The organism is Paraburkholderia steynii (assembly GCF_900100565.1).
Classification (GTDB): domain Bacteria; phylum Pseudomonadota; class Gammaproteobacteria; order Burkholderiales; family Burkholderiaceae; genus Paraburkholderia; species Paraburkholderia terrae.
In genome coordinates this window covers 463219-487812 of record NZ_FNDI01000001.1, presented here as the reverse complement: position 1 = coordinate 487812, position 24594 = coordinate 463219, and the positions used below count along the sequence as shown (strand labels likewise).

The window sequence follows — 24594 nt, the reverse complement described above, 5'->3', positions numbered from 1 at the left end:
GGCGAAAATCGCGCGGCGGGCAGCGTTGCCCCACGGTCTTATAATGACGGACCACCCGCCGCAACCGTAGTCTCTTCTCGTCATCCATGCCCGAACTGCTCGCGAACCTGAACCCCGAACAACACGCCGCCGTCACGCTGCCGAACGAACCGGCGCTCATTCTGGCGGGCGCAGGCAGCGGCAAGACGCGCGTGCTGATCACGCGGATCGCGTGGCTGATCCAGCAGGGTCTCGCGTCGCCGCCGACCATTCTCGGCGTCACCTTCACGAACAAGGCCGCGCGCGAAATGATGTCGCGCCTGTCGGCGCTGCTTCCCATCGACACGCGCGGCATGTGGATCGGCACGTTCCACGGACTGTGCAACCGGATGCTGCGCGCGCATTTCCGCGACGCCGGTCTGCCGCAGACCTTCCAGATTCTCGATACGGCGGACCAGCTTTCCGCGATCAAGCGCCTGATGAAGGGCCTGAATATCGACGACGAGAAATATCCGGCGAAGAACCTGCAGTACTTCATCAACAACGCGAAGGAGCAGGGGCTGCGGGCGAAAGACGTCGACGCGACCGACAACTTCAACCGCAAGTTCGTCGAACTGTATGAAGCGTACGACCAGCAATGCCAGCGCGAAGGCGTCGTCGATTTTCCGGAACTGCTGTTGCGCTGCTACGAACTGCTGTCGTACAACCCGCCGCTGCGCGCGCATTACCAGGCTCGCTTCCGTCATATCCTCGTCGACGAGTTTCAGGACACGAACAAGCTGCAATACGCGTGGCTCAAGCTGCTGGCGGGCGAGCACAACGCGATCTTCGCGGTCGGCGACGACGACCAGTCCATCTACGCGTTCCGCGGCGCGAATGTCGGCAACATGCGCGACTTCGAGCAGGAGTTCAAGGTTCGCAACCTGATCAAGCTCGAACAGAACTACCGCTCGCACGGCCATATTCTCGATGCCGCGAATCATCTGATCGCGAACAATTCGCGGCGGCTCGGCAAGAACCTGCGCACCGACGCGGGCCACGGCGAGCCGGTGCGGGTCTACGAGGCGGCGACGGATTCGCAGGAAGCCGGCTGGATCGTCGAAGAGATTCGCGCGTTGATCAGCACGGGCGCGTCGCGCAGCGAGATCGCCGTGCTCTACCGGAGCAACGCGCAGTCGCGGACGATCGAACATACGCTGGTGAACGCGGGCATTCCGTATCGCGTGTATGGCGGTTTGCGCTTCTTCGAGCGCCAGGAAGTGAAGCACGCGCTCGCGTATCTGCGTCTGATCGACAATCCGAACGACGACACGGCGTTCGCGCGGGTCGTCAATTTCCCGACGCGCGGCATCGGCGCGCGCTCGATCGAACAGCTGGCGGACGCGGCGCGTCTGTACAACACGTCGATGGCGGTGGCGATTCCGTACGTGACGGGCAAGGCGGGCACGAGCCTTGGCGGGTTCGCGAACCTGATCGCGAAGATGCGCGCCGAAACGGCGCAGATGAGCCTGCCTGAAACGGTCGAATACGTGGTGCGGGCAAGTGGCCTGTCCGAGTTCTATCAGAACGAGCGCGAGGGTCAGGACCGGCTCGAAAACTTGCAGGAACTGGTGAACGCGGCGACGGCCTTCGTCAGTGAAGAAGGCTACGGCCTCGACACGCCCGCGCGCTCGATTCCGCTGCGCCCGGGCGCGACGGCGGCGCCCGAACTGGTCGTTGCGACGGACGATCCGGGTGTCGACGTTCTCGACGCCGAGAATCCCGCCGATCCCGCGCAAAACCCTGACACGATGACGCCGCTCGCGGGCTTCCTGTCGCACGCGTCGCTCGAAGCGGGGGACAACCAGGCGCAAGCCGGCCAGGAAGCCGTGCAACTAATGACGGTACACGCGGCGAAGGGCCTCGAATTCACGGCGGTTTTCATCACCGGCCTCGAAGAAGGGCTGTTCCCGCATGAGAACAGCGCGATGGAAACGGACGGCCTCGAAGAAGAGCGCCGCCTGATGTATGTGGCGATCACGCGCGCGAAGGAGCGCTTGTATCTGTCGTTCGCGCAGAGCCGGATGCTGCACGGCCAGACGCGCTACAACATCCGCTCGCGCTTCTTCGACGAATTGCCGCAGGAAACGCTCAAGTGGCTCACGCCGAAAGTCGAAGCAGGCGCGCGCTGGGGCGGCCGTTCCGATAACGCGGGCTGGGGCCGCGACTGGTTCTCGCGGCCGGACCGCCAGCAGGGTTATGGCGGCGGCGCGTCGACGGTGCCGAGCGCGCCTTTGCCCGCGTTTGCGAACGAGCAGCGCGCGGCGGACACGGGTTTCCGCGTCGGCCAGCAGGTATTCCACACGAAGTTCGGCGAAGGCACGGTCACTGCACTCGAAGGCGGTGGCGCCGACGCGAAGGCGCAGGTCAAGTTCAAGCGACACGGCGAGAAATGGCTCGCGCTGGCCGTCGCGAAACTGCAGGCGGTCGAATGAGCGCGCTGCCGTCCGAAGCGACGATTCCGCGCCGTCCACTCGGCGTGATGGCGGCGCTACCGGAGGAACTCGGTGATCTCGTCGCGGCGATGCGCGCCGAGGGTGCAGTCGAAACGATCACGCACGGCAAGCGCGACTATCACATCGGCACGGTACACGGCGCGCCGTGCGTCGTGACGCTGGGGCGCGTCGGCAAGGTCGCGGCGGCGGCGACCGTGAGCGCGCTGATACATGCGTTCGATGTCGAGGCGGTGGTGTTCACGGGCGTTGCGGGCGGTGTCGGGCCGACGGTGCGAATCGGCGATATCGTCGTGGCCGAAACGTTGATGCAGCACGATCTGGATGCGTCGCCGCTTTTCCCGCGCTTCGAAGTGCCGCTGCTCGGCATCTCGCGCTTTGCCGCCGACGCGCCGTTGGCGGCCGCGTTGGTCAGCGCGTGCGAGCGTTTCGTCGAAGAAGAGGGCGCGGCGCTGTCGCAGCGTTTTCTGACGGAGGCGGTGCCGACGGTGCATCGCGGCTTGATCATCAGCGGCGACCAGTTCGTCGCCAGCGCGACGTCCGTCGATCTGTTGCGGGCCGCGTTGCCCGATGCGCTCGCTGTCGAAATGGAAGGCGCGGCGATTGCACAGGTCTGCTATGAGTACGGCGTGCCCTGCGCGATCGTGCGGACCATTTCCGATACGGCGGACGCGCATGCGCCCGCGTCGTTCGTCACGTTTCTGACCGAGCTGGCGGGCACGTATTCGAGCGGGATTCTCAGGCGGTTTTTGTCGGCGCGCGGTTGAGACGCGCGCCGTTTTTCACGCGACTTACTTCGCGCTGAACGCGGCGGCGACGGCATCGCGAATCTGCTGCAATGCCGATGGGTCTTCAATAGTCGGCAGATCGCCGGGATCGCGGCCTTCGGCGAGTGCCGCGATCGCGCGGCGCAACAGTTTGCCGGAGCGCGTCTTCGGCAGCATCGACACCAGCACGACATGCGCGGGCCGCGCGATCGCGCCGAGTTGGCGATCCACGGTCGCGCACAGTTCGGCGGAGAGTTTTACACGGGCTTCATCGGACTCGTACGCACCGGCGTCGCGCACGACGACGAACGCCACGGCTGCCTGTCCTTTCACCTGATCCGTCACGCCGACCACGGCGACTTCCGCGACCGCCTTGTGCGCCGACAGCGCCTCTTCGATTTCGCGCGTGCCGAGGCGATGGCCCGCGACGTTGATCACGTCATCGGTGCGGCCGAGGATCGTTACGTAGCCGTCTTCGTCCTGAATGCCCCAGTCGAATGTCGAATAGAGCTGCTGGTTCGGCACGCTTTCCCAATACGTTTTGACGAAGCGCTTGTCGTCGCCCCAGACGGTCGACATGCAGCCCGGCGGCAACGGATAGCCGAGCGTGATGACGCCTTTTTCTCCCGGCGCGCACGGCTCGCCCGTGTGCTCGTTGCGCAGCGTCAGGTCGTAGCCGTAGCAGGGCACGCCCGGCGAGCCGAGCTTTTGCGGCAGCGCTTCGACACCGCGCTGGATCGCGAGAATCGGCCAGCCGGTTTCCGTCTGCCAGAAGTTGTCGACGACGGGCTTGCCGAGGGCATCGGAGATCCACGAAGCGGTTGGCTCGTCGAGCGGTTCGCCAGCGAGGAAGAGCGTACGCAGGCTCGACAGATCGGCCTGTTTCAGAAGCGCCGGGTCCTGCTTTTTCAGCACACGGATGGCCGTCGGCGCCGTGAACATCAGATTGATTTTGTGCTGCTCGACGAGCCGCCACCAGATGCCGCCGTCGGGACGAATGGGCGTGCCTTCGTACATGACAGTCGTGAGGCCCGCGATCAGCGGCGCGTAGACGATGTAGCTGTGGCCGACCACCCAGCCGACGTCGGACGCGGTGAACATCGTGTCGCCCGGCTTGCCCTGGAAGATGTACTCCATCGATGCCGCGAGCGCGACCGCATAGCCGCCGACATCGCGCTGCACGCCTTTTGGCTTGCCCGTCGTGCCGGACGTATAGAGCACGTACGAAGGTTCCGTCGATTCAAGCCATTCGCATGGCACGTGCGCGTCGAAGAATTGCTCGCGCAGGGGCTCGTACGCGACGAGATACGGGGCGTTCAGGCGCTCGGGTGCCAGTTGCCGGTCGATCAGTAGCACCTTGGGCGTCTTGTGCGTCGCGCGCGATAGCGCTTCGTCGACGAGCGGCGTGTAGTCGATCACTTTGCCTGCGCGCGCGCCGGCATCGGCTGTGACGATCAGCGCGGGTTTTGCGTCGTCGATACGCGCGGCGAGATTTGGCGCGGCGAACCCGCCGAACACCACCGAGTGGATCGCTCCCAGGCGCGCGCATGCGAGCATTGCGAACACGGCTTCGGGGATCATCGGGAGATAGATGAGCACGCGGTCGCTGCGCTTGACGCCGAGCGAGCGCATCACGGCCGCCATCCGGTTCACTTCGGCGTGCAGATCGGCATAGGTGTAGCGGCGCTCGATGCCCGTTTCCGTCGATACGTAGACGAGCGCGTTCTGTTGCGCGCGCTGCGCGAGGTGGCGGTCCACCGCGTTGTGGCACAGGTTCGTTTTGCCGCCGACGAACCAGCGTGCGAAGGGCGGGTTTGAGCGGTCGAGGACGGTGTCGAATGGGGTTTGCCAGTGGATGCGGTTGGCCTCTTCGCGCCAGAATTCTTCGGGGGATTCGATTGAGCGGCGGTGGAATTCGCGGTAAGTGGTCATTGGGCGTGGCCCCTCCAGGCTGTGGCTTTTCGCTGGCGCGCGGGTTTGCACAGGATAGTGCAGGGGGGTGTTGGCGGCAACGCGGGTAGACCAGGGGTTCGGTTTGGGTTTTGGTTTTGGTTTTGTCTGCGACGCTGGGTGCTTGATGGGGCTCGTTGATGGTGTTCACGGTTTGGTTTTTTTGCCTTTGCGCTGGCATTCGCGAGTTGTCGTGCGGTGTATTGGCCTTTGCGCTGGCATCCGCGATTTGTTAGCGTGCTTCACGCGTCGCCCCTGTGCGGGGCGGCACCTACTTTTCTTTGCCGCCGCAAAGAAAAGTAGGCAAAAGAAAGCGGCTAACACCGCCAGCCCGTGTTCTTATCCACGGGCCCCCAACGTCCCCACGCTTCACATGACAGTGCCCTGGTCGGCGCTCGTTGCCAACGCTTCGAATGAACGCCTCACCCACTTCAAACACCCGCACACCTGCTAGCGGCAGCGAATGGTTTCTGCCGCCCAGGTGGCAAACTGTGTGTAGGTTGTCGCGGCGTATAGCGCGGCGCTCTTACAGGATGGGACGCGTGTACTATCGGTCCGAAGTGAGGCGTCTGGCGCACTTGGGCCGACACACAGTTTGCCACCTGGGCGGCGGTGGACTATCTGGCAAGGCATGCTGAAACGCTGGGGCGTGAAGCGGGTGAGGCGCTCCGCAAGAGCGTTGGCAACGAACATGGGTCACGTGATTGCCGTGTAAGCGTACGACCGGTTGGGGGCCCTCAGGCAAACACAAGAGCTGGCGGTGTTAGCCGCTTTCTTTTGCCTACTTTTCTTTGCGGCGGCAAAGAAAAGTAGGTGCCGCCCCGCACAGGGGCGACGCTTGAAGCACGAAGGCAAAGCGCGGATGCCAGCGCAAACGCCAAAACACCGAACGGCGAAGCGCGGATGCCAGCGCAAACGCCAAAACACCGAACGGCGAAGCGCGGATGCCAGCGCAAAGGCAAGCACGCGCGGGCAACACATGAAGCACGAAGGCAAAAAAACCAAACCGCTCGCGCCGCGAATCCACCCCGCGGCAAGCGAGCAAACAAAAAACCACCATCAGGCTTTGACCTTCTTCCCCTCAACATCCGGCAAAAACACAGTCAAGATCCCGAGCAACGGCAAGAACGAGCACACCTTATACACATAGGCGATGCTAGTCGCGTCAGCCAGTTGGCCAAGCACGGCGGCGCCGATCCCGCCAAGCCCAAAGGCAAACCCAAAGAACAACCCGGCAACCATCCCGACCTTACCAGGAATGAGCTCCTGCGCATAAACGAGAATCGCCGAAAACGCCGACGCCAGCACGATACCGATAATGACGGTCAGCACCCCCGTCCAGAACAGATTCGCATACGGCAGCAACAGAGTGAATGGCGCAACGCCAAGAATCGACACCCAGATCACATACTTGCGCCCAATCCGGTCGCCAACCGGACCACCAATCACCGTACCCGCCGCAACAGCAGCAAGGAAAACGAACAGATGCACCTGCGCGGCCTGCACGGGCAGATGGAACTTGTCGATCAGATAGAACGTGAAGTAGCTATTGATGCTGGTCAGATAGAAGTACTTCGAGAACACCAGCAGGACGAGAATGCTCATCGCGAACGCGACCTTGCCACGGGGCAGCGCCGCATGCGCAACCTGCCCGGCGCGCGCTTTCTTGGTCGCGGGATGATGCTTGTACCAGCGGCTGATATACGTGAGCACGAGAATCCCGACGAGCGCCGCCGCCGAAAACCACGCAATGCTGCGCTGGCCATGCGGAATCACGATCAGCGCCGCGAGCAGCGGCCCGAGCGACGAGCCAGCGTTGCCGCCCACCTGAAACAGCGACTGCGCAAGCCCATGCTTACCGCCCGACGCCATGCGCGCCACGCGTGACGATTCCGGGTGAAATACAGACGACCCACAGCCAACCAGCGCCGCCGCGATCAGCAGCACGCCGAAGCTCGGCGCCACCGACATCAGCAGCAGGCCCGACAGCGTAAAGCCCATGCCGACGGGCAGCGAGTACGGCTTCGGATGCTTGTCCGTATAAATGCCGACCAGCGGCTGCAGCAGCGAGGCCGTGATCTGATACGTCAGCGTGATCAGGCCGATCTGCCCGAACGACAGCGAGAAGTTCGCCTTCAGCATCGGATAAATCGCAAGGATCAACGACTGAATCATGTCGTTCATCAGATGCGAGAAGCTGATTGCGCCAAGGATCGAATAGACGGTCTTCGCTTGCGGCCGGGGGGCGGCAGGAGCTGAAGCTGAAGCGGCGGCGCCAGCCAGGGCGCCTTTGTCGAGGCTGGTTTCCATGAGGTCGGTCAGGAGAGGGTGGCTCGGAAGCAGACGCCGGCAGTTGCGGCAAGACCGTCGGCGACAGCAGATGTTTTTAGCGTTTGATGAAGTGTAGTGTGTCTCCCTTCAATTGTCCGGCCAAGTTTTGTCGTGATTCGGACATCTGTTGGCGCGTCAAATGAGCGATCGTGCCTGTTTTTTGTGCGGCGGATGCAGTCGGCGGCACCGGGATGGCGCGTCGCCTGCCGAATTAGAGCGAAAGCCATCGCGCAAAACGTGGGAAAACACGCCCAACGAATTTTGGCCAATGTATAAATCCGACGCGGCGCGCTACCCACAAGGCGGCGCGCGCAGGACCGGGAAAATTGCCGGACGGACGGCCTCAAGAACGCCGCCGGCGATGCCGTCAACCCGGAGAGAAAAGCAGCAATGCCGGAACTGACCTTTCCGGCAGCACGACAAGCGGGGACGAGAAATATGAAAGCAGTTTCGCTGGGTGGCCAGACGGGCGCGGGTTTCGTGCCGGATGGTGAAGCGGTGGGAGGACGGCCGGGTTCGGGCAAACGGCCGGCAGGCGGCAGGATGCGCGGCTGGTCGGTGAAGACGACCTTGCGGTTCGCCTTTGCGGTGCTGCTGGCGGGCACGCTGGCGATCGGCGTGTTTTCGCTCGCGCAGATCAGCCGGCTGAACGGGCAGATGCGCTCGATTTACGAGCAGGGCCATATCGCGAGCCGGGCTGCGGAGGAGGCGCGTGGCTACCTGTTGCGTTCGAGCCGAGCCCAGAAGATGCTGCTGACGGCGACGACCGCGAAAGAACGCGACGAGCTCGGTGCCGATATCGACAAAGGGCTGACGGGTCTGTCGGCCGAACTCAATACGCTCCAGCAATACGCCGATTCCGCCGCCGCCACGGCGCAGCAGAAGAAGTTCGCTGCCGCGATCGGCGTGTGGAGCGGGCATATGCGCGATTTCGTCACGCTCGTGAAGGCGCAGCCGCTCGACCTGTCGCAGATGAACTGGCAGGTCGGCACGACGGACGTGTCGCTGCTCGTCGAGACGGGCAAGCTCGAGAAGCTCGTCGATGAGCTGGTCGCGCAGCGCGGCACGGCCGCGAAGGCGACGATCGACGCGTCGTCGTTCATCTATCAATCGTCGTTCGTGATGATGGCCGTGATGACGATCGCGCTGATCGTGCTCGCGTTCGTCATCAGCGAGTGGGTCGTGCGGCGTCTCGCGCGCCAACTGGGCGGCGAGCCGGTGTACGCGAAGGAGATCGCGAGCCGTATCGCAGCGGGCGATCTGTCGAACGACATCGCGCTCGGCAAGCGCGACAACGGCAGCATGCTGTCCGCGCTGCGCGACATGCAGAACGGCCTGTCGTCGACGGTCTCGCATATCGCGGCGAGCGCGGAGGCGATCGCCGCCGCGTCGGGGCAGATCTCGATGGGCAATCTCGACCTGTCGCAGCGCACCGAGCAGCAGGCGATGGCGCTCGAACGGACGGCGAGCAGCATGGAGGAGTTGACGTCGACGGTGCGTCAGAACGCGGACAACGCGAAGCAGGCGCGCACGCTTGCCGACAATGCGTCGTCGATTGCGGAGAAGGGCGGCGACGTGGTTGGCCGCGTGGTCACGACGATGGGCCAGATCAACGACAGCGCGAAGAGCATCGGCGACATCATCGGCGTGATCGAAGGGATAGCGTTTCAGACGAACATTCTCGCGTTGAATGCCGCCGTCGAGGCGGCGCGTGCGGGCGAGGAAGGACGTGGGTTCTCGGTGGTGGCGGGTGAGGTGCGCAACCTCGCGCAGCGCAGCGCCGCGGCCGCCAAGGAGATCAAGACGCTGATCAGCGCGTCCGTCGAGCGGGCGAGCAACGGGTCTCAACTCGCGCAGGACGCCGGGCAGACGATGGACGAAGTCGTCAAGGCCGTGAAGCGTGTGACGGACATCATGGGGGAGATTTCGGCGGCTTCCGCCGAGCAGAGTTCGGGGATCGAGGAGATCAACCTCGCGGTGTCGCAGATGGATGCTGGAACTCAGCAGAATGCTGCACTCGTTGAGCAGGCTACTGCCGCTGCGCGGGCGTTGGATGATCAGGCGCAAGCGCTGAAGGTGGCGGTGGCGAAGTTTTCCCTGCGGTGAGGGGTGTTTTGTCTGCGACGCTTTGGTTTGCTTGTGTTTGAGCTGGCATTCGCGTTACGGTGTTTGCTGTTCAAGCGTCGCCGTTTGGTGATTTGGCCTTTGCGGTGGCATCCGCGATGCGTTAGCGTGCTTCAGGCGTCGCCCCTGTGCGGGGCGGCACCTACTTTTCTTTGCCGCCGCAAAGAAAAGTAGGCAAAAGAAAGCGGCTCACACCGCCAACATTTCTTCTTGCCTGAGGGCCCCCACAGGTTCTTATGCTTCACACGGCAATCACGTGACCCACGCTCGTTGCCAGCGCTCGTGCGTGCTCATCACCTGCTTCACTCATCTGCGTTACAGCATGCCATGCCAGATATTCCACCGCCGCCCAGGTGGCAAACTGTGTGTAGGCGTTCGCACCATAAACGCACCACTCCGGACCGATAGCGCACGCGTACCACCCTGTAAGAGCGCCACGCTATACGACGCGACAACCTACACACAGTTTGCCACCTGGGCGGCGCAAACCATTCGCTGCCGCGAGCCTAAGTTCGGGTGTTTGAAGTGGGTGAGGCGCTCATTCAAAGCGTTGGCAACGAACGCGAACAGCAATGCTGCCGTGTGAAGCGTAAGACCCTTTGGGGGCCCTCAGGCAAGAAGAAAAATTGGCGGTGTTAGCCGCTTTCTTTTGCCTACTTTTCTTTGCGGCGGCAAAGAAAAGTAGGTGCCGCCCCGCACAGGGGCGACGCTTGAAGCACGAAGGCAAAGCGCGGATGCCAGCTCAAAGGCCAAATCACCGACCGGCGACACTTGAAGCGCGAAGGCAAGGCGCGGACGCTAGCGCAAACAAACGCAAACCACCCAGCGTCGCAGACAATCAAATCAAAAGATCACGAAGGCGTAACAACAACCGTACACGTCGTCCCCGCCGAAAGCAGAACCCCTTCAGGCACAGAATCAATCTTCACCCGCACAGGCACCCGCTGCGCCAACCTCACCCAGTTAAAAGTCGGATTCACATCAGCCAGCAGCTCCCGGCTCTGCGGATTATCGCGATCATAAATCCCGCGGGAGATACTCTCGACATGCCCCTTCAGCGTGCCCCCGCTCATCAGCCGGATATCGGCCTTATCCCCGACCTTCACATGCGGCAGCTTCGTTTCCTCAAAATACCCATACACCCAGAACGAATTGCTATCCACGACAGCCAGCTTTGCTGAACCCGAAATCGCATAATCCCCGCGATACACGTTCAGATTCGTCACATACCCATCAACCGGCGACACAACACGAGTACGCTCCAGATTGAGCTTCGCCGCATCCAGCGCGGCAAGCGCCTGCTGATACTGCGCCTCGGCGGCAGACGCCGTATGCGTCGCGTTCTCGCGGTTTTCCTTCGACACCACGAGACTATCCATATCCGCACGCCGCTGCGCATCGTCACGCCGCATCTGCAATTCAGCCTTGCGCGCGGCAACAGCAGCCTGCGCCTGCTCGACGGCAATCTGATAGTGCGATGGATCGATCTGCATCAACAGATCGCCCTTGTGAACGAACTGGTTGTCGCGCACGGGAAGTTCGACCACGGCGCCCGATACATCCGGCGCAATGTTGACGACTTCGGCGCGCACGCGGCCATCGCGCGTCCACGGCTCGTCCATGTAATGCACCCACAGGGCACGCCCGATCAAGATCGCGACGACGAACACGATGCCCGTCGCGATAAACCCAATGATGTTTCTGATTGTCATGATTCGACTCGGATCAACGATAAACGGCGAGGCCCAGCACGCCGCACACACACACGAGCAAGCTCGCGCGGAACAGGGACGGGTGCCACACGACGCGATACAGGCCCGTCCACGCTATCGCGCGGTCGACCAGCCAGGTGATCGCGGCGCCCGCAATGAACAGCAGCACGATGGCGGGCACGTAGGCGTCCAGAACGGCAATCTCACGTGGCATGGCGAACTCCTTGTGGCGCATCGCTGTTCGTGTCGCTCGCGTCGTTGGCTTGCGCCAGCGGCGATTGCGGATCGAGCAGCGCGCTCCGGATGAAATGCAGGTGACTCAAAATGCGTTGCAATTGATGACGCTCGTCGCGCGGCGGTGTGAAGGTCGAAAGCGTCTGCTGTACGGCGGCGATCGCATCGGATGTCGCGGCCAGCGCGTTATCGAGGCGGGCGGCGCGAGGGCGCTCGAACAGGCGGCTCACGGCGGCGCAGGTCGCGCGCAGACTGACGCGCCACGGCATCGACGGCGCATAGCGCGCATCGCGCGGCAGCGTCGCGACTTCACTGCGCAAGTCGATCACGGCATTGCCGATCTCCAGCACCGCGAACATCCAGCGCATCGTGTCGCGCTTCACGTCGGGCTCGCTGGCCGCCAGCGCGTTGATCTGATGCATCAGGTCGCGCGCGCCGCTCTCGAAGCGCGTCCGTAGCCGCCACAAACGTCCGATCCGGCCGCGGCACGCCAGCACCACCTGCGCGCGCAGATCGGCGAGCAGCCGGTTGCGCAGCCACGGCGTCGACGGCGGCAGCAGCACCGCGAACGCGATCGACGCAACCAGCATCGAAAGCGCGAGCGCAATGGCATCGTTGATGAAGCCGCTCGGATCGTAATGAATCACGTTGTCCGGGCCCGCGAGAAAGCAGAAGAAAATGCAGTAGCCGACGCCGTAGCCCGCGAGCTTCGGCCGCGTCGTCATCCACACGCCGAGCGCGAGGAACGGTGTGAGCGCGGCGCACAGCAGCGCAAAGCCGTCGATATGCGGATAGATGCCGAACGTCAGCAACAGCGCGAGCGTCGACGACAGGATCGTGCCCGCCGCCATCTGGAACGCGGTGCGCGTCGGATACGGCGACGACGACGCGAGCGCGCACACGGCGGCCGCATTCAGCGTCAGCGTCGAGCCGCTCGGCCACGCGGTTGCGATCCAGAACGCGCCGAGGATCGCCATCACGATCGCCGCGCGCAGGCCCGCGACTCCCGCTGCGATGCCGTTCGTCTTCGGCTCGTAACGCTCGATCCAGCGCTCGCGCTCGTGTGTCGCGACAGCGAGCGATGCATACGTCGCTGCGTACGCGTGCAGATCGTCGACGAAGCGGTAGAGCAGTTCCGCGCCCGTGTCGAAATCGAGCAGTGGCACGTCGGCGTCGCTTTCGAGTACGGCGCGGGTCGCGCGCACGCGCTTCGGCAACTCTGCCTTGAACGCTTCGAGTTGCGCGGCTGCGTGCGATGCGTCGGTGGCCGTCAACACCGGCTCGCCCGACTTGCTCAGCAACGGCGAAATCTCGCGGAAGTACGGCTCGAGCGCAGCGACGGCGGCCGTCGCGCCCGCTGCGCCGGATGCACCGGACACACGCAGGCGGTTCATCAGCTGATGCAGCGCGTGAAAGCGCGTCGATACCGTCATGAACTCGCTGTTCAGGCGCGACAGCCGTCCGCTGCGCATCCGCGAATCGGGGCTTTCAAACACGGCGACGCTGCGCACGGCCTCGAAGCCGACGATATCGGCGACGAACTTCGCGTTGGTGTCCTCGATGCGCGCGCGATCGGCCTGGCCCGAGAGCGCCGCGCACACGTAATCGACGAATGACGAGAAGCGCGCGCGCACTGTGCTGCGCATCTGCTCGCCCGCGTGTTCGGGAAACACGAGCGCGCTGACGACGCCCGAGCACAGAATGCCGACCACGATTTCCGCGACCCGAGTCAGCGCCGACATGAACGCGCCATCGGGATGCTGCGAAGCGGGGATGCCGATCAGCGCCGCCGTATAACCGGCAAGCACGAAGCCGTACGAGCGAAAGTTGCGGTTGCGCGCCGCGCCCGCCGTGCAGATGCCGACCCAGATCGCCGTCGAAATGATGAACAGCTCCGGCTGCTGCGAAAACAGTCCGATCAGCGCCATCATCACGACGAGTCCGATCAGCGTGCCGCAAATCCGGTAGAAGCTCTTCGCGATCACCATCCCGCTTTGCGGCTGCATCACGATGAACACAGTCGTCATCGCCGTGCGCGGCTGCGGCAGGTCTAGCTTCATCGCGATGCCGAGCGCGAGGAAGCACGCGGCGAGCGCCTTGAAGAGATAAATCCAGGTGCGGCCGTCCGTGCGCGCCCAGTCGACGAACGCGGCGTAGAAAGCGCTGGGCGTGCGGGGCGTGGAAGGGTTCGAGGACATCGGCGGCGCTCCCGTCAGTGGGCGGCCGGCGTGCCGGTCGAAGCGCTGTTCATCGCGCTGGCGGTGGCTTTGTCGTCCGGTTTTGCGTCATCGCTCTTCTTGCCCTTGCCCTTGCCATGCGCAGGCAGCACGTCCTTTTGCGAAGGACCGTCGGCGGGATCGATCACGCCGCCGCCCAACGCCGTCACGAGCGTCGCGTGTGCCTGCAACTGTCCGGCCTGCACCTTCGCGACGCCTTCTTGCGCGCGCAGCAGCTGCGTCTGCGCAATCAGCACGTTCACATAATCGGTCAGGCCGCGCCGATAACCTTCGCGTGCCAGTTGATAGGTCTTGTTCGCCGTCGCGACGGAACGGTTCGCATCCTTCAATTGAGTATCGAGCGAACGCATCCGCACGACCTGATCGGCGATTTCCTTCAGCGCACCGACGATCGACTGGTTGTATTGCTCGACGGCCACGTCGTAGCCCGCCGAAGCCGCGCCCAGTTGCGAGCGCAGGCGTCCGCCCGTGAAGATGGGCAGCGACAGCGCCGGGCCCGCCGTCCAGCCGCCCGCCTGGGACTTCAGGAAGCCGAACAGCGGCCCCATTGCCGCATAGCCGCCAACTGACGCGAGCAGATCGATATTCGGATAGAAGTCTGCCTTCGCGACGTCGATGCCGCGCGCCTGCGCGGCGACCGTCCAGCGCGCCGCGACGATATCGGGGCGATGGCCGATCAGCTCTGCGGGCATCGTCGACGGCAGGCCGGCGAAGGCGGACAGCGCGATCTGCGGGCGCGTGATCGAATCGCCCGCGCCGGGGCCTTTGCCCGCGAGCGCGGCCAGCTGGTTGCGGCCGAGCGCGATTTCTTCTTCGATCGCGTCGATCTGGCGTTCGTACTCGGGCAGCGGCGTTTCTGCCTGCGCGACTTCGAGCTGCGTGCCGATGCCGCCTTTCAGCCGCCGGTTGGCGAGCGCGGCAACCTGTTCCTGCTGTTCGAGCGTCTGTTTCGCGATATCGAGCAACGCATAGTTCAGCGACATCTCGATATAGGCGCGCACGATGTTCGATTCGAGTTCCAGCTGCGCCGCGCGGTAATCGGCGGCACGCGCGTGCGCGATGTCGAGTGCTTCCTCGGCGGCGCTCTTATCCTTGCCCCACAGATCGAGGTGATACGACAGGCCGAGTTCAGCCGTGTTGTTCCACGACTGCTGGCCGGCCAGCTCGCCCGGACCGTAGAAGACGTTGTCTGGCCACTGCTTGCGCTGAATCTGCATGCTGCCGTTCACCTGCGGCAGCAGCGCGGACTTTGCGACGCCCGCGAACGACTGCGCCTCACGTACGCGTGCCTGCGCCGCCGCGAGCGTCGGACTGCCCGCCTGCGCCTGTTCGATCCACGCGTTCAGTTGCGGATCGTTATAGGCGCGCCACCAGTCGGCGGCGGGCCATTGCGCATCGGTATCGGCCGCGCGGATGGCGGCGCCGACGTCGAGCGAGGCGGGCTCGGTGCTGGTCGATTGGGGCGCGATGTGTCCCGTGCTCGCGCAGCCGGCGATTATCAACGAGATCGTAAGAACCGACAGCGCGGCGATCCCTTTTGTTACCGGAAACTGCACGATTTGCTCCCCAAATGGCTATAGAACCTTGTAGGGGATTATATTTTTTGATCAATTAGCGAATAACCCGCAAGGGTGTAACGCATACTTACGGAGAATGAGATAATCGTCTTTCCAAATCGTGCAACAATCCTTCCCGTACTGAAAGATTTGGGTGTAAATCATGGATACGCTTCAGAACATGCGCGTATTTGTCCGCGTCGTCGAAGCAGGCAGCTTCACGGGCGCGGCCCAGCATCTGAACACGACGACGGCTTATGCGTCGCGCGCCGTGTCCGATCTGGAGGCGCATCTGCGCACGCGTCTGTTGAACCGCACGACGCGCCGCATCGCGCTCACGGAGGCGGGCGAGCGCTATCTGCAGCGCTGCGAGCAGATTCTCGCGTACGTCGATCAGGCGGAAGCCGAAGCCAGCGACGCCCACGCGCGTCCCTCGGGCAAGCTGAAGGTTCACGCGATGACGAGCTTCGGCCAGCACTACGTAGTGCCCGCCGTGAGCCGCTATCAGCAGCGCTATCCCGACGTGCATCTCGAGCTGACGCTCGCGCAGCGCATGCCCGATCTGCTCGACGAAGGCTATGACGTCGCGGTCGTGCTCGCGCAGAGCTTGCCTGATTCGGGGCTGGTCTCGCAGCGCCTCGGCAGCGCGTTCAGCGTGGTGGTCGCGTCGCCGGATTATCTGGAGCGCAACGGCGTGCCGCAGACGCTGTCGGATTTGCGCGGCCACACGTGCCTGCAAATGATCACACCCGTGATGCCCGCCGACGAATGGACTTTCGACGGCCCGAACGGGCAGGAGACGCTGCACTTGGGCGCATCCACTTTCCAGATCAACGTCGCGGAAGCGATGGCCGTGGCGGTGCGCGAAGGCATGGGCGTCGCCGTGCTGCCTATCTATTCGGCCATTGCCGGCCTGCGCAGCGGCGAACTCGTGTGGATTCTTCCGGAATATATCTCGCAGGAAATGAACGTGTACGCGTTGTACCCGTCGCGGCAGTATCTGGACGCGAAGATTCGCACGTGGGTCGAGTTTCTGCGCGACGAACTGCCGCCGACGCTCGCCGCGGATCAGGCCGAACTGCGCAAGTTCGCGCGCACTTGAAATAGCGCGTGCATGGCGCGATATGGGTGGAGCAGCCTTTTGACGGACTGTTACATCCCGCTGTCGCGTCGCAACACTTCCTTACTTCCTCGCGGCATCGGGTTTGCTAACGTGTCATTCAAGGCCGGCATCTTTCGGCACGCAAGCACATCTGGAATCGAAGAGGACAACATGGATACGAATCTGCTGATGATCGGCGTCGCCGTCATGCTCGGACTGATTGGCGTTGCCGCGTCGCGCGATCTGCTGCGACGCCTGCGGCCGCAGCCGCGTCTCGTGCCGATTCGCGTCGACGAGCGGCAGCGTCGCGCGCGCGATATCAGCGGGCGTTGATCGCTGCTTACGACGCCTTTAGATTTCGACCACTTTGTCCCACGTGAACGCCGCGTTTTCGAGCGCCCGCGTGCGCCGGTCGAGATACCCGCGCGGGTTACACACGACGCGCGCGCCGTTTTCTACATAATCGAATGCCGTATGCGTATGACCGTGTATCCACAGCGTCACGGGCGCGCGCACCAGCGACGGCAGATCATTGACAAAGCCCGCTGACACGACGTCGTCCGCATAACGCTCGGCGAGACTGCGCCGGTGCGGCGCATGATGCGTGACGACAATCGTCTTGCCCGCGAACGGTTTCGCCAGTTCCCCTTCCAGCCACGCGCGCGCGTGACGGTGGAGCGCGATCGTATCGGCGGCCGTCAGGTTGCGCGGCGTGTTGTCCTGCAGCGCGCCCTGGCCACCCGAGTCGTTTCCCGCTGTCCATGTCACCTGAATCAGCCCGCGATAATCGAGCATCACGCGCTCGGCCGCTGCGATCGACGCGGCGCGCGATTCTTCATCATTGCCGTAAAGATCGAAGTCGGTCCACAGCGTCGTGCCGAGCACGCGCCACTGTCCGAGCGGATCGACGAGCGTCGCGTTGTTGAGAAAGTACACGTTGTCGACGCTCGCGGCGGCGTCGTGCATCGCCGCTTCGAGCGCGCCGAACTCGCCGTCGTAATACTCGTGGTTGCCCGGCACGTAGACGACGGGCACCGCGCCGTCGAACGTTTCAGCCGCCCAGCGCAGGCCTTCGGCGTGATTGTGGATGTCGCCTGCCAGCACGACCAGATCGGCGTCCGCATGCGGAATGATTTCCGGCTGGTCGGATTCGAGATGCAGATCGGACAGCACGCGAATTTTCATATACGCCTCTCGCCAGTTCGGATGCTATTAGCGTAGCACCTTGCCGGGATTCATCAGGTTCAGCGGATCGAACGCGGTTTTCAGGGTCTTCATCAGACGCACCTCGATATCCGATTTGTAATGCGCCGATTCGTCGATCTTCAACTGACCGATTCCGTGCTCCGCGCTGATGCTGCCGCGATGCCGATGCACGCTGTCGTAGACGATCTGATTCATCGTGTGCTGATACTGGTCGAGAAACTGCTTCGCATCGCCGCCTTCGGGCGCCTGCACGTTGTAATGCAGATTGCCGTCGCCGAGGTGACCGAACGTCACCATCCGCGCGCCGGGTGCGGCCTTCGCGATCAGCGCATCCGTTTCTTCGATGAAATGGCCGATGCGCGAAATCGGCACCGCGATATCGTGCTTGATGTTCAGCCCTTCTTCGGCCTGCGCCAGAGGAATGTGCTCGCGCAGATTCCAGAATGCCTGCGTCTGCGCGAGATTTTCCGCGACCACAGCATCTTCGACGAGACCGCTTTCGAGTGCCGTTTCCATCATCCGCTCGAAGAGCGCGCGCGCGTGCTCTTCGCTTTCGCTATCCGACAGTTCGAGCAGCACGATCTGCGCGTGCGGCTCGGCGAACGGATAGCGCATCTGCGGAAAATGCCGGTTCACGAGACGCAGGCAGAAATCCGACATCAACTCGAAGCCCGTCAGAAGCGGTCCGGCGTGACGCTGCGCGAGCGACAGAAAATCCAGCGCGGCATGCGCCGAAGGCAGCGCGGCGAGCGCCGTCACGCGCGCGGCCGGCTGCGGATGCAGTTTCATCACGGCCGCCGTGATGATGCCGAGCGTGCCTTCCGCGCCGATGAAGAGGTCGCGCAGATCGTAGCCGGTGTTGTCCTTGCGCAGTCCGCGCAGTCCATCCCACAGCTCGCCTTGCGGCGTCACGACTTCCAGCCCGAGACACAGCTCGCGCGTGTTGCCATAGCGCAATACCCCCGTGCCGCCCGCGTTCGTCGACAGATTGCCGCCGATCGTGCAACTGCCTTGCGCCGCGAGGCTCAGCGGGAACAGACGTGCCGCCGCTTCGGCGCGCGCCTGCACGTCGGCGAGTACGACGCCTGCTTCGACGGTGATGGTGTTGTTGTGCGGATCGACGTCGCGCACGCGATTGAGCCGCCTGAGACTCAGCACTGCTTGCGCGCCGCTGGTGTCGGGCGTGGCGCCGCCCACGAGGCCCGTATTGCCGCCTTGCGGCACGATCGCGACACGATGTTCGTTCGCGAGCCGCACGATCGCGGCGACTTCTTCTGCCGTCGACGGGCACAGCACCGCGCACGCGCTGCCCGTGTAGCGGCGGCGCCAGTCGGTGAGATAGGGCGCGGTGTCGTGCGGATCGGTAAGGACGTGCGCGGCGCCGATCGCGTCGACGCACGCGGCGATGAAGTTCGATGAAGCTGCGGAGTTCATGAATGGTCGGTCAGAGCGGGTAGGGCGTGTTCGGCTGGTGCGTGATTCGACGACGGCGGTTGATGCAGGTTGATGCATTGGATGCGCGGCGCGGCGCGGCCAGGGCTGTGGCCGCACCGCGCCGGACAATCAGACGGGCCCGCTGGCCGCGCCGTTTTCACTGCGCGCATGACGCTTCGCCGCGCGCTTGAACGGCGCGACATAAACGAGTGCGCAGACGAAGAACGCGACGGCGAGGATCACCTCGCACCAGCCGAGCCGGGCGCTCAGGCCACGATCCGACATACCGCGCACGATGCCTTCCATCAGATACAGCAGGCTCAGCATCGATGCCCACTGCAACGTGTAAAGCCGTTTGCGCCACACGCCGGGCAGCGCGAGCAGCAGCGGCACGGCCTTGAGCACGAACAGCGAGCCGCCCGCGCGCAACGGCGCGAGCCACCATTCCCACGCGACGCACAGCGCAATCAATGCAATGAGCGCAACCAGCGCGCCCGTTGCGGCGGCGCGGTTGCCCTGCGCGCTGTCACGGGAAGCTGCGTCGCGCGCCGTGTTCATGGCCGCTCGCTCATCGAGGCGGCAGTGCGCGCGATTCGCGAGCCAAGCGCAATTGCGAGTGTTTTTTCGTCGGCGGAAATGCCGTGGCCGGCCGAGTCCGCACGCGCGAAGTGCGATGCGCCATAGGGCGTGCCGCCCGTTTGCGTCGTCGTGAGCGTGCTTTCGGTATAGGGAATGCCGAGGATCAGCATGCCGTGATGCAGGAGCGGCAGCATCATCGACAGCAGCGTCGTTTCCTGGCCGCCGTGCAGGCTGCCCGTCGACGTGAACACGCACGCAGGCTTGCCCGCGAGCGCGCCCGACAGCCACTGCGGCGTGGTGCCGTCGAGGAAGTATTTGAGCGGCGCGGCCATGTTGCCGAAGCGGGTCGGCGAGCCGAGCGCGAGTCCCGCGCACTCTTCGAGATCGCGCAGTTCCACATACGGCGGGCCTTCGGCGGGAATGTCGGGCTGCGTGGCTTCGCAGACCGTCGAAACGGGTGGCACCGTACGCACGCGCGCTTGCATGCCGGAAACGCTATCGATGCCGTGCGCGATGGCCAGCGCGAGTTCGCGCGTGGCGCCGTGCCGGCTGTAGTAAAGCACGAGGATGTCTTTCATAGGCATTGGCAGTGAACGGGTATTATAGGGGTGGGTTCGCTGGCGGTGCCGCGAGATTGGCGACGCGCTCGATGCCGGCGCGTGCACTGAAGTGGAGGAGGTCGGTTTGTTGTCCAGGTTGCGTCTCGATCTCGACGCGCTCAAGCGTCTCGCGGAGTTTGGCGCGAAGCGCAGCGGCGAGGATCGCATTCCTCAGGTTGCGGGCAGTCTCACCTTCACGACGATGCTTTCGCTGGTGCCGCTCGCGACGGTCGCGTTCGCGCTGTTTACCGCGTTTCCGATCTTCGCGCAGTTCCAGATGTCGCTGCAGACCTTTCTCGCCGACCATCTGATGCCTGACCAGGTCAGCAGCCAGATCTTCAAATACCTGAACCAGTTTGCATCGAAGGCAAAGGGGCTGACCACGGTCGGCATGATCATCCTGTTCGTCACGTCCGTGATGACGATGATGACGATCGAATCCGCGTTCAACGTGATCTGGCGCGTGCGCAAGGCGCGCCCGTTCGCGCAGCGCGTGCTGGTCTACTGGTCGATCCTGACGCTCGGGCCGATTCTGATCGGCGTGAGCCTGTCGATCTCCTCGTATCTGTTCACGCAGTCCATGACGTACACCGCCGCGCAGCGAATCACGCCGCTGATCGAATGGGCGCTGGCGGGCGCTGCGTTGCCGCTGACGGTGCTCGCGTTCACGCTGATGTATGTGTTCGTGCCGAACTGTCGGGTGGAGTGGCGCGATGCCATCGTAGGCGGCGTGACGGCTGCGATCGCGTTCGAACTGGCCAAGCGCGGCTTCGGTTTCTACATCCGGCGCATTCCGACTTATACGGCTGTGTACGGCGCATTTGCCGTCGTGCCGCTCTTTCTTCTGTGGATGTACCTAAGCTGGTTCATCACGCTCGCAGGCGCGATGATCGCGTCGGCGCTGCCGGCAATCCGCACGGGGCAATTCCATCGTCCCGACTTTCCGGGCAGCGATCTGCTCGATTCGCTCGAATTGCTCGCGCGGCTCGTCGAAGCGCGCGATGCGGGCACGCACGGCTACACGGTGCCGGAACTCGCGCGCGCACTGCGCCGCGATATGGAAACGACGGTGCGCCTGTTGCAGCGGCTCGAAGCGATCGACTGGATCGTGCAACTCGATGAAAACGGCCAACGCCCGCGCTTTCTGCTGATCGCGAACCCGACCCAGATCACAGTGGAGCGGCTTTTCGACCTGTTCGTGATCGACCGCGCGGAACTTGCATATCAGCTGAATCTCGCTTCGACGCATGTGGATAGCGCCATGCTGCTCGCTGCGCTCGATAACGACGCGCTCAAGGTGAACCTCTCGACCTTGCTGGCGGCGCGCGCCGCTTCGCGCGGCGCTGCGCAACCGGATCAGGCGGGCGTGCATGACGCGGCTGCGTTGCCCCAGCAGACGGCTTGAGCGCTCTCGGGCTTTGGGGCGCTCGCGCATCGTTCGTGGTGCCTGAGCCGCGTTGCGCCGCTCGCCGCTATAGCGAAATGCGCCCCGTGCAGATGTCCTTGAACATCACCCAGTCGCCCATCAGGCTGTAAATGGGATGCCGGAAGGTCGCCGGCCGGTTCTTCTCGAAGAAGAAATGGCCGACCCACGCAAACCCATACCCGCATATCACGGCTGCCGGCAGCCATAGCCAGTCGCCCGTCGCGAGCGCCATCGCGACGAATCCGATCACGCCCAGCGATCCGACGAAATGCAGCCGCCGCGACACCGTGTTGCGATGCTCGGTCAGATAGTACGGATAGAACTCCGCGAAGCTGCCGAAGTGCTCGTCGTGCGTTGTCTGATGGCTCATGATCGCCTCCGTTGCCTGCCTGCGCGAGCGCCGTCGCGCTGCCCGATCCGGTCAGGCATGGATTCATTGTGCTGCTATCGTCAGACGCGCGCAACCTGGCCGTTCGGCATATGGTGCGCGCGCTTCGGGGCGGTTAGTGTGATGCCTGTACACGGTTCGAAGCGTGGGCTGTCGCAAACGCGTAAAGCGCGTCAAGTGTCGCGTCGGGCTGCTCGGACATCAGCGCATGGCCGGCGTCGAGCGTGATGGTGTCGACGGGCACGTTTGCGCCGCGCAGCGCGTCGGCGACGGCTTTGGCGGCGCGCGGCGGCGTCATCACGTCGCGCCTGCCGACGATCAGACGCGTGGGGCAGCTCACCTGCGCGGCGCGCGCGAGGCCGTCCGTGTACGCATTGCAGGCGCTGAAGTCGGTGTGAAAGAGTTGTGGCTCGCCTGTCGCCGAGACGCGCTCCATCAGCCGCTGGTTCATGCCGTGCAGCCAGAAGCCGGGCGCGGGGCAAGACGGTTTCGCAGCGAGCGTCGAATGCGACCACTGGTTGACCATGTCGATGGCTTCCGGCTCGCGCTCGCGCGCGGCATCGAGCAGCGCGTCGGAGACGGCCATCGGCACGGCCGTCGCGACGAGCGCCAGATGCGTCGCGCGTGACGGGTAGCGGGCCGCGAAGTCGAGGGCGACGAGCGAGCCCATGCTGTGCCCGGCGACGAACGCGCGCGCCACGCCCACTGCGTCGAGCAACGCCGCGAGCCAGTCGGCCATCGCGCCGATGCTGGTCAGCGCCGGGCCGGCGCTGCGGTGATGGCCGGGCAGGTCAACGGCCAGCACGCCGAAACCGTGATGCGCGAAATAGCGCGTTTGCAGCGCCCAGACGCTGTGATCGTGTTCGGCACCATGAATGAAGACGGCGGCGGGCAGGGCGGCGTCGAATGCCTTGCCGCCCGTGTAGACGTAGGCCGGTTTGCCGTTGACGTCGACGATCATGCGGACTCCTTGCGCGCCGGACCGGCGGGCTTCGAGGCGGCTTGTTGCGCAGCGCTGCCCGCGGATTTCTGCGCGGCTTTTAGCGCGCGCTTGAGATCGTCGATCAGGTCGTCGGGGTCTTCGAGGCCGATCGAAAGACGTATCGTGCCTTCCGCTATGCCCGCGGCGGCTAGCGCGGCGGCGTCCATGCGGAAGTGCGTCGTCGACGCGGGATGAATGACGAGCGAGCGGGCATCACCGACGTTCGCCAGATGCGAGAACAGCGACAGCGCTTCGATGAACGCGCGGCCGGCGGTGCGGTCGCCACGCAGGTTGAAGCTGAACACGGCGCCCGCACCGCGCGGCAGCAGGCGCTGCGCGAGCGCGTGATCCGGGTGGGTCGACAGTTCGGGATAGGCGACTGATTCGACAGCGGCATGGGCGGCGAGGAATTCGACCACCTTGCGTGTGTTCGCGACGTGGCGTTCCATGCGCAGCGGCAGCGTTTCGATGCCCTGCAGCAGTTGCCACGCCGCTTGCGGATGCAGACACGCGCCGAAGTCGCGTAACCCTTCGCGGCGGGCGCGCAGCAGGAACGGCGCAACGGTGCTTTCCTCGGCGAACACCATGCCGTGAAAGCCTTCGTACGGCTCGGTGAATTCCGGGAAGCGTCCGGACGCGTCGAAGTCGAACGTGCCGCCGTCCACAAGCACGCCGCCGATCGTCGTGCCGTGGCCGCCGAGGAACTTGGTCGCGGAGTGGTAGACGAAATCCGCGCCGTGGTCGAACGGCTTGAGCAGATACGGCGTCGTAAAGGTCGAATCGACCAGCAAAGGCACGCGATGCTCGTGCGCGATCTGCGCGACAGTAGCGATATCGAGCACGTCGAGGCCCGGGTTGCCCAGCGTTTCGCCGAACAGCAGTTTGGTGTTCGGGCGCAGCGCGGCGCGCCACGCGTCGATGTCGCCCGGCTTCACGAACGTCGTTTCGATGCCGAAGCGGCGCAGCGTGTAGTTGAGCAGGTTATGCGAGCCGCCATAGAGCGCACTCGACGCGACGATGTGCGAGCCCGCGCCCATCAGCGTTGCGATCGCGAGATGCAGCGCGGCCTGGCCGCTCGCCGTGCCGATCGCGCCCGCGCCGTTTTCGAGCGCGGCGACGCGCTCTTCGAATACGGCGACCGTCGGGTTCGAGATGCGCGAGTAGACATGGCCCGCGCGCTCCATGTTGAAGAGCGCGGCGGCGTGATCGGAGTCGCGGAACGTGAAGGACGTGGTCTGGTAGATGGGCGTCGCGCGCGCGCCCGTCGCGGGGTCGGGGGCGGCGCCCGCATGCAGCGCAAGCGTGTCGAAACGGTTGGCGGACATCGTGGACGGCCGGACCTCGACAGCCCGGCGAAGGTGAGAGTGGGGGCCATCGTATCATCGTGCCGCGCGCGAACCACTCGGTTATCGCCCGTATTACGTTTGTATGGAAGGGTGTGCCGGACAGGCGCGAACCGGCCGCCCGGCGCGCCCGCCGCAGCCGCCCGCAGGTCC

19 protein-coding genes are annotated in these 24594 nt (G+C 64.2%); 6 read left to right on the top strand and 13 right to left on the bottom strand.

The window, feature by feature from the left end:
• The first annotated feature begins 86 nt into the window (after positions 1-86).
• A complete protein-coding gene (locus BLT65_RS02180; RefSeq protein WP_042317009.1) occupies positions 87-2453 on the top strand; it encodes a UvrD-helicase domain-containing protein in 2367 nt (788 codons plus the stop codon).
• Positions 2450-3238 carry a 5'-methylthioadenosine/adenosylhomocysteine nucleosidase gene (locus BLT65_RS02175; RefSeq protein ID WP_091774396.1) on the top strand — a complete coding sequence of 263 codons (789 nt, stop codon included), beginning with the start codon at positions 2450-2452 and terminating at the stop codon, positions 3236-3238. The genes BLT65_RS02180 and BLT65_RS02175 overlap by 4 nt, the downstream gene beginning before the upstream one ends.
• Before the next feature lie 24 nt (positions 3239-3262).
• On the opposite strand, the gene BLT65_RS02170 is transcribed toward BLT65_RS02175, so the two are convergent.
• Positions 3263-5170 (bottom strand): propionate--CoA ligase, encoded by a 1908-nt coding sequence (locus BLT65_RS02170; RefSeq protein ID WP_091774394.1) that lies wholly within the window; start codon positions 5168-5170, stop codon positions 3263-3265.
• 1077 nt (positions 5171-6247) lie between these two features.
• On the bottom strand, positions 6248-7498 hold the full coding sequence (locus tag BLT65_RS02160; protein WP_042317320.1) for an MFS transporter: 1251 nt from the start codon (positions 7496-7498) through the stop codon (positions 6248-6250).
• A 459-nt stretch (positions 7499-7957) separates the two neighbouring features.
• On the opposite strand from BLT65_RS02160, the gene BLT65_RS02155 reads away from it, so the two are divergent.
• Entirely contained in the window at positions 7958-9625 is a 1668-nt protein-coding gene (locus BLT65_RS02155; protein ID WP_091774389.1) for a methyl-accepting chemotaxis protein, read from the top strand.
• An 869-nt stretch (positions 9626-10494) separates the two neighbouring features.
• Here BLT65_RS02155 and BLT65_RS02150 read toward each other — a convergent pair.
• From BLT65_RS02150 to BLT65_RS02135, 4 genes are read right to left on the bottom strand one after another with little or no spacing between them, the layout of a single operon-like run.
• Entirely contained in the window at positions 10495-11355 is an 861-nt protein-coding gene (locus BLT65_RS02150) for an efflux RND transporter periplasmic adaptor subunit (RefSeq protein WP_091774387.1), read from the bottom strand.
• A gap of 13 nt (positions 11356-11368) precedes the next feature.
• A complete protein-coding gene (locus BLT65_RS02145; RefSeq protein ID WP_091774385.1) occupies positions 11369-11569 on the bottom strand; it encodes a DUF1656 domain-containing protein in 201 nt (66 codons plus the stop codon).
• Positions 11559-13787 (bottom strand): FUSC family protein, encoded by a 2229-nt coding sequence (locus BLT65_RS02140; protein ID WP_091774382.1) that lies wholly within the window; start codon positions 13785-13787, stop codon positions 11559-11561. Before BLT65_RS02140 ends, BLT65_RS02145 begins: the two co-directional genes overlap by 11 nt.
• Positions 13788-13801: 14 nt before the next feature.
• Positions 13802-15382: an efflux transporter outer membrane subunit gene (locus tag BLT65_RS02135; protein ID WP_091774380.1), complete on the bottom strand. Its 1581-nt coding sequence runs from the start codon at positions 15380-15382 to the stop codon at positions 13802-13804.
• 163 nt (positions 15383-15545) lie between these two features.
• On the opposite strand from BLT65_RS02135, the gene BLT65_RS02130 reads away from it, so the two are divergent.
• The gene (locus tag BLT65_RS02130) at positions 15546-16484 is read left to right on the top strand and encodes a LysR family transcriptional regulator (protein WP_054934275.1); all 939 of its coding nucleotides are present in this window, start codon (positions 15546-15548) and stop codon (positions 16482-16484) included.
• A gap of 171 nt (positions 16485-16655) precedes the next feature.
• A complete protein-coding gene (locus BLT65_RS47090) occupies positions 16656-16817 on the top strand; it encodes a hypothetical protein (protein ID WP_167306437.1) in 162 nt (53 codons plus the stop codon).
• A gap of 18 nt (positions 16818-16835) precedes the next feature.
• Here the strand turns inward: BLT65_RS47090 and BLT65_RS02125 are convergent, their stop codons facing one another.
• The 4 genes from BLT65_RS02125 to wrbA form a co-directional block, all read right to left on the bottom strand.
• Entirely contained in the window at positions 16836-17669 is an 834-nt protein-coding gene (locus BLT65_RS02125; protein WP_091774378.1) for a metallophosphoesterase, read from the bottom strand.
• Positions 17670-17696: 27 nt separating this feature from the next.
• Positions 17697-19124 carry an FAD-binding oxidoreductase gene (locus BLT65_RS02120; RefSeq protein ID WP_091774376.1) on the bottom strand — a complete coding sequence of 476 codons (1428 nt, stop codon included), beginning with the start codon at positions 19122-19124 and terminating at the stop codon, positions 17697-17699.
• Positions 19125-19253: 129 nt separating this feature from the next.
• Positions 19254-19682: a DUF2069 domain-containing protein gene (locus BLT65_RS02115; RefSeq protein ID WP_091774374.1), complete on the bottom strand. Its 429-nt coding sequence runs from the start codon at positions 19680-19682 to the stop codon at positions 19254-19256.
• Positions 19679-20281, bottom strand: coding sequence for an NAD(P)H:quinone oxidoreductase (gene wrbA / locus BLT65_RS02110; protein WP_091774372.1), 603 nt, complete (start codon positions 20279-20281; stop codon positions 19679-19681). Before wrbA ends, BLT65_RS02115 begins: the two co-directional genes overlap by 4 nt.
• A gap of 109 nt (positions 20282-20390) precedes the next feature.
• Between wrbA and BLT65_RS02105 the strand changes: the two genes are divergently transcribed.
• A complete protein-coding gene (locus BLT65_RS02105) occupies positions 20391-21707 on the top strand; it encodes a YihY family inner membrane protein (RefSeq protein WP_091774902.1) in 1317 nt (438 codons plus the stop codon).
• 67 nt (positions 21708-21774) lie between these two features.
• Here the strand turns inward: BLT65_RS02105 and BLT65_RS02100 are convergent, their stop codons facing one another.
• The 3 genes from BLT65_RS02100 to BLT65_RS02090 all read right to left on the bottom strand — a co-directional run bounded on the left by BLT65_RS02100 (position 21775) and on the right by BLT65_RS02090 (position 24423).
• Positions 21775-22098: an Mpo1-like protein gene (locus tag BLT65_RS02100; RefSeq protein ID WP_042311265.1), complete on the bottom strand. Its 324-nt coding sequence runs from the start codon at positions 22096-22098 to the stop codon at positions 21775-21777.
• A gap of 133 nt (positions 22099-22231) precedes the next feature.
• Positions 22232-23077 carry an alpha/beta fold hydrolase gene (locus tag BLT65_RS02095; protein WP_091774370.1) on the bottom strand — a complete coding sequence of 282 codons (846 nt, stop codon included), beginning with the start codon at positions 23075-23077 and terminating at the stop codon, positions 22232-22234.
• Positions 23074-24423, bottom strand: a complete 1350-nt coding sequence (locus tag BLT65_RS02090) for an O-acetylhomoserine aminocarboxypropyltransferase (RefSeq protein WP_091774368.1) — start codon at positions 24421-24423, stop codon at positions 23074-23076. Before BLT65_RS02090 ends, BLT65_RS02095 begins: the two co-directional genes overlap by 4 nt.
• Positions 24424-24594 lie beyond the last annotated feature (171 nt).

Coding starts and splice junctions, on each gene's coding strand:
- BLT65_RS02170 (WP_091774394.1), bottom strand. CDS start 5,170: ATGACCACTTACCGCGAATTCCACCGCCGCTCAATCGAATCCCCCGAA.
- BLT65_RS02095 (WP_091774370.1), bottom strand. CDS start 23,077: ATGATCGTCGACGTCAACGGCAAACCGGCCTACGTCTACACGGGCGGC.
- BLT65_RS02145 (WP_091774385.1), bottom strand. CDS start 11,569: ATGCCACGTGAGATTGCCGTTCTGGACGCCTACGTGCCCGCCATCGTG.
- BLT65_RS47090 (WP_167306437.1), top strand. CDS start 16,656: ATGGATACGAATCTGCTGATGATCGGCGTCGCCGTCATGCTCGGACTG.
- BLT65_RS02120 (WP_091774376.1), bottom strand. CDS start 19,124: ATGAACTCCGCAGCTTCATCGAACTTCATCGCCGCGTGCGTCGACGCG.
- BLT65_RS02155 (WP_091774389.1), top strand. CDS start 7,958: ATGAAAGCAGTTTCGCTGGGTGGCCAGACGGGCGCGGGTTTCGTGCCG.
- BLT65_RS02100 (WP_042311265.1), bottom strand. CDS start 22,098: ATGAGCCATCAGACAACGCACGACGAGCACTTCGGCAGCTTCGCGGAG.
- BLT65_RS02130 (WP_054934275.1), top strand. CDS start 15,546: ATGGATACGCTTCAGAACATGCGCGTATTTGTCCGCGTCGTCGAAGCA.
- BLT65_RS02090 (WP_091774368.1), bottom strand. CDS start 24,423: ATGTCCGCCAACCGTTTCGACACGCTTGCGCTGCATGCGGGCGCCGCC.
- BLT65_RS02180 (WP_042317009.1), top strand. CDS start 87: ATGCCCGAACTGCTCGCGAACCTGAACCCCGAACAACACGCCGCCGTC.
- BLT65_RS02125 (WP_091774378.1), bottom strand. CDS start 17,669: ATGAAAATTCGCGTGCTGTCCGATCTGCATCTCGAATCCGACCAGCCG.
- BLT65_RS02140 (WP_091774382.1), bottom strand. CDS start 13,787: ATGTCCTCGAACCCTTCCACGCCCCGCACGCCCAGCGCTTTCTACGCC.
- BLT65_RS02175 (WP_091774396.1), top strand. CDS start 2,450: ATGAGCGCGCTGCCGTCCGAAGCGACGATTCCGCGCCGTCCACTCGGC.
- BLT65_RS02160 (WP_042317320.1), bottom strand. CDS start 7,498: ATGGAAACCAGCCTCGACAAAGGCGCCCTGGCTGGCGCCGCCGCTTCA.
- BLT65_RS02115 (WP_091774374.1), bottom strand. CDS start 19,682: ATGAACACGGCGCGCGACGCAGCTTCCCGTGACAGCGCGCAGGGCAAC.
- wrbA (WP_091774372.1), bottom strand. CDS start 20,281: ATGAAAGACATCCTCGTGCTTTACTACAGCCGGCACGGCGCCACGCGC.
- BLT65_RS02150 (WP_091774387.1), bottom strand. CDS start 11,355: ATGACAATCAGAAACATCATTGGGTTTATCGCGACGGGCATCGTGTTC.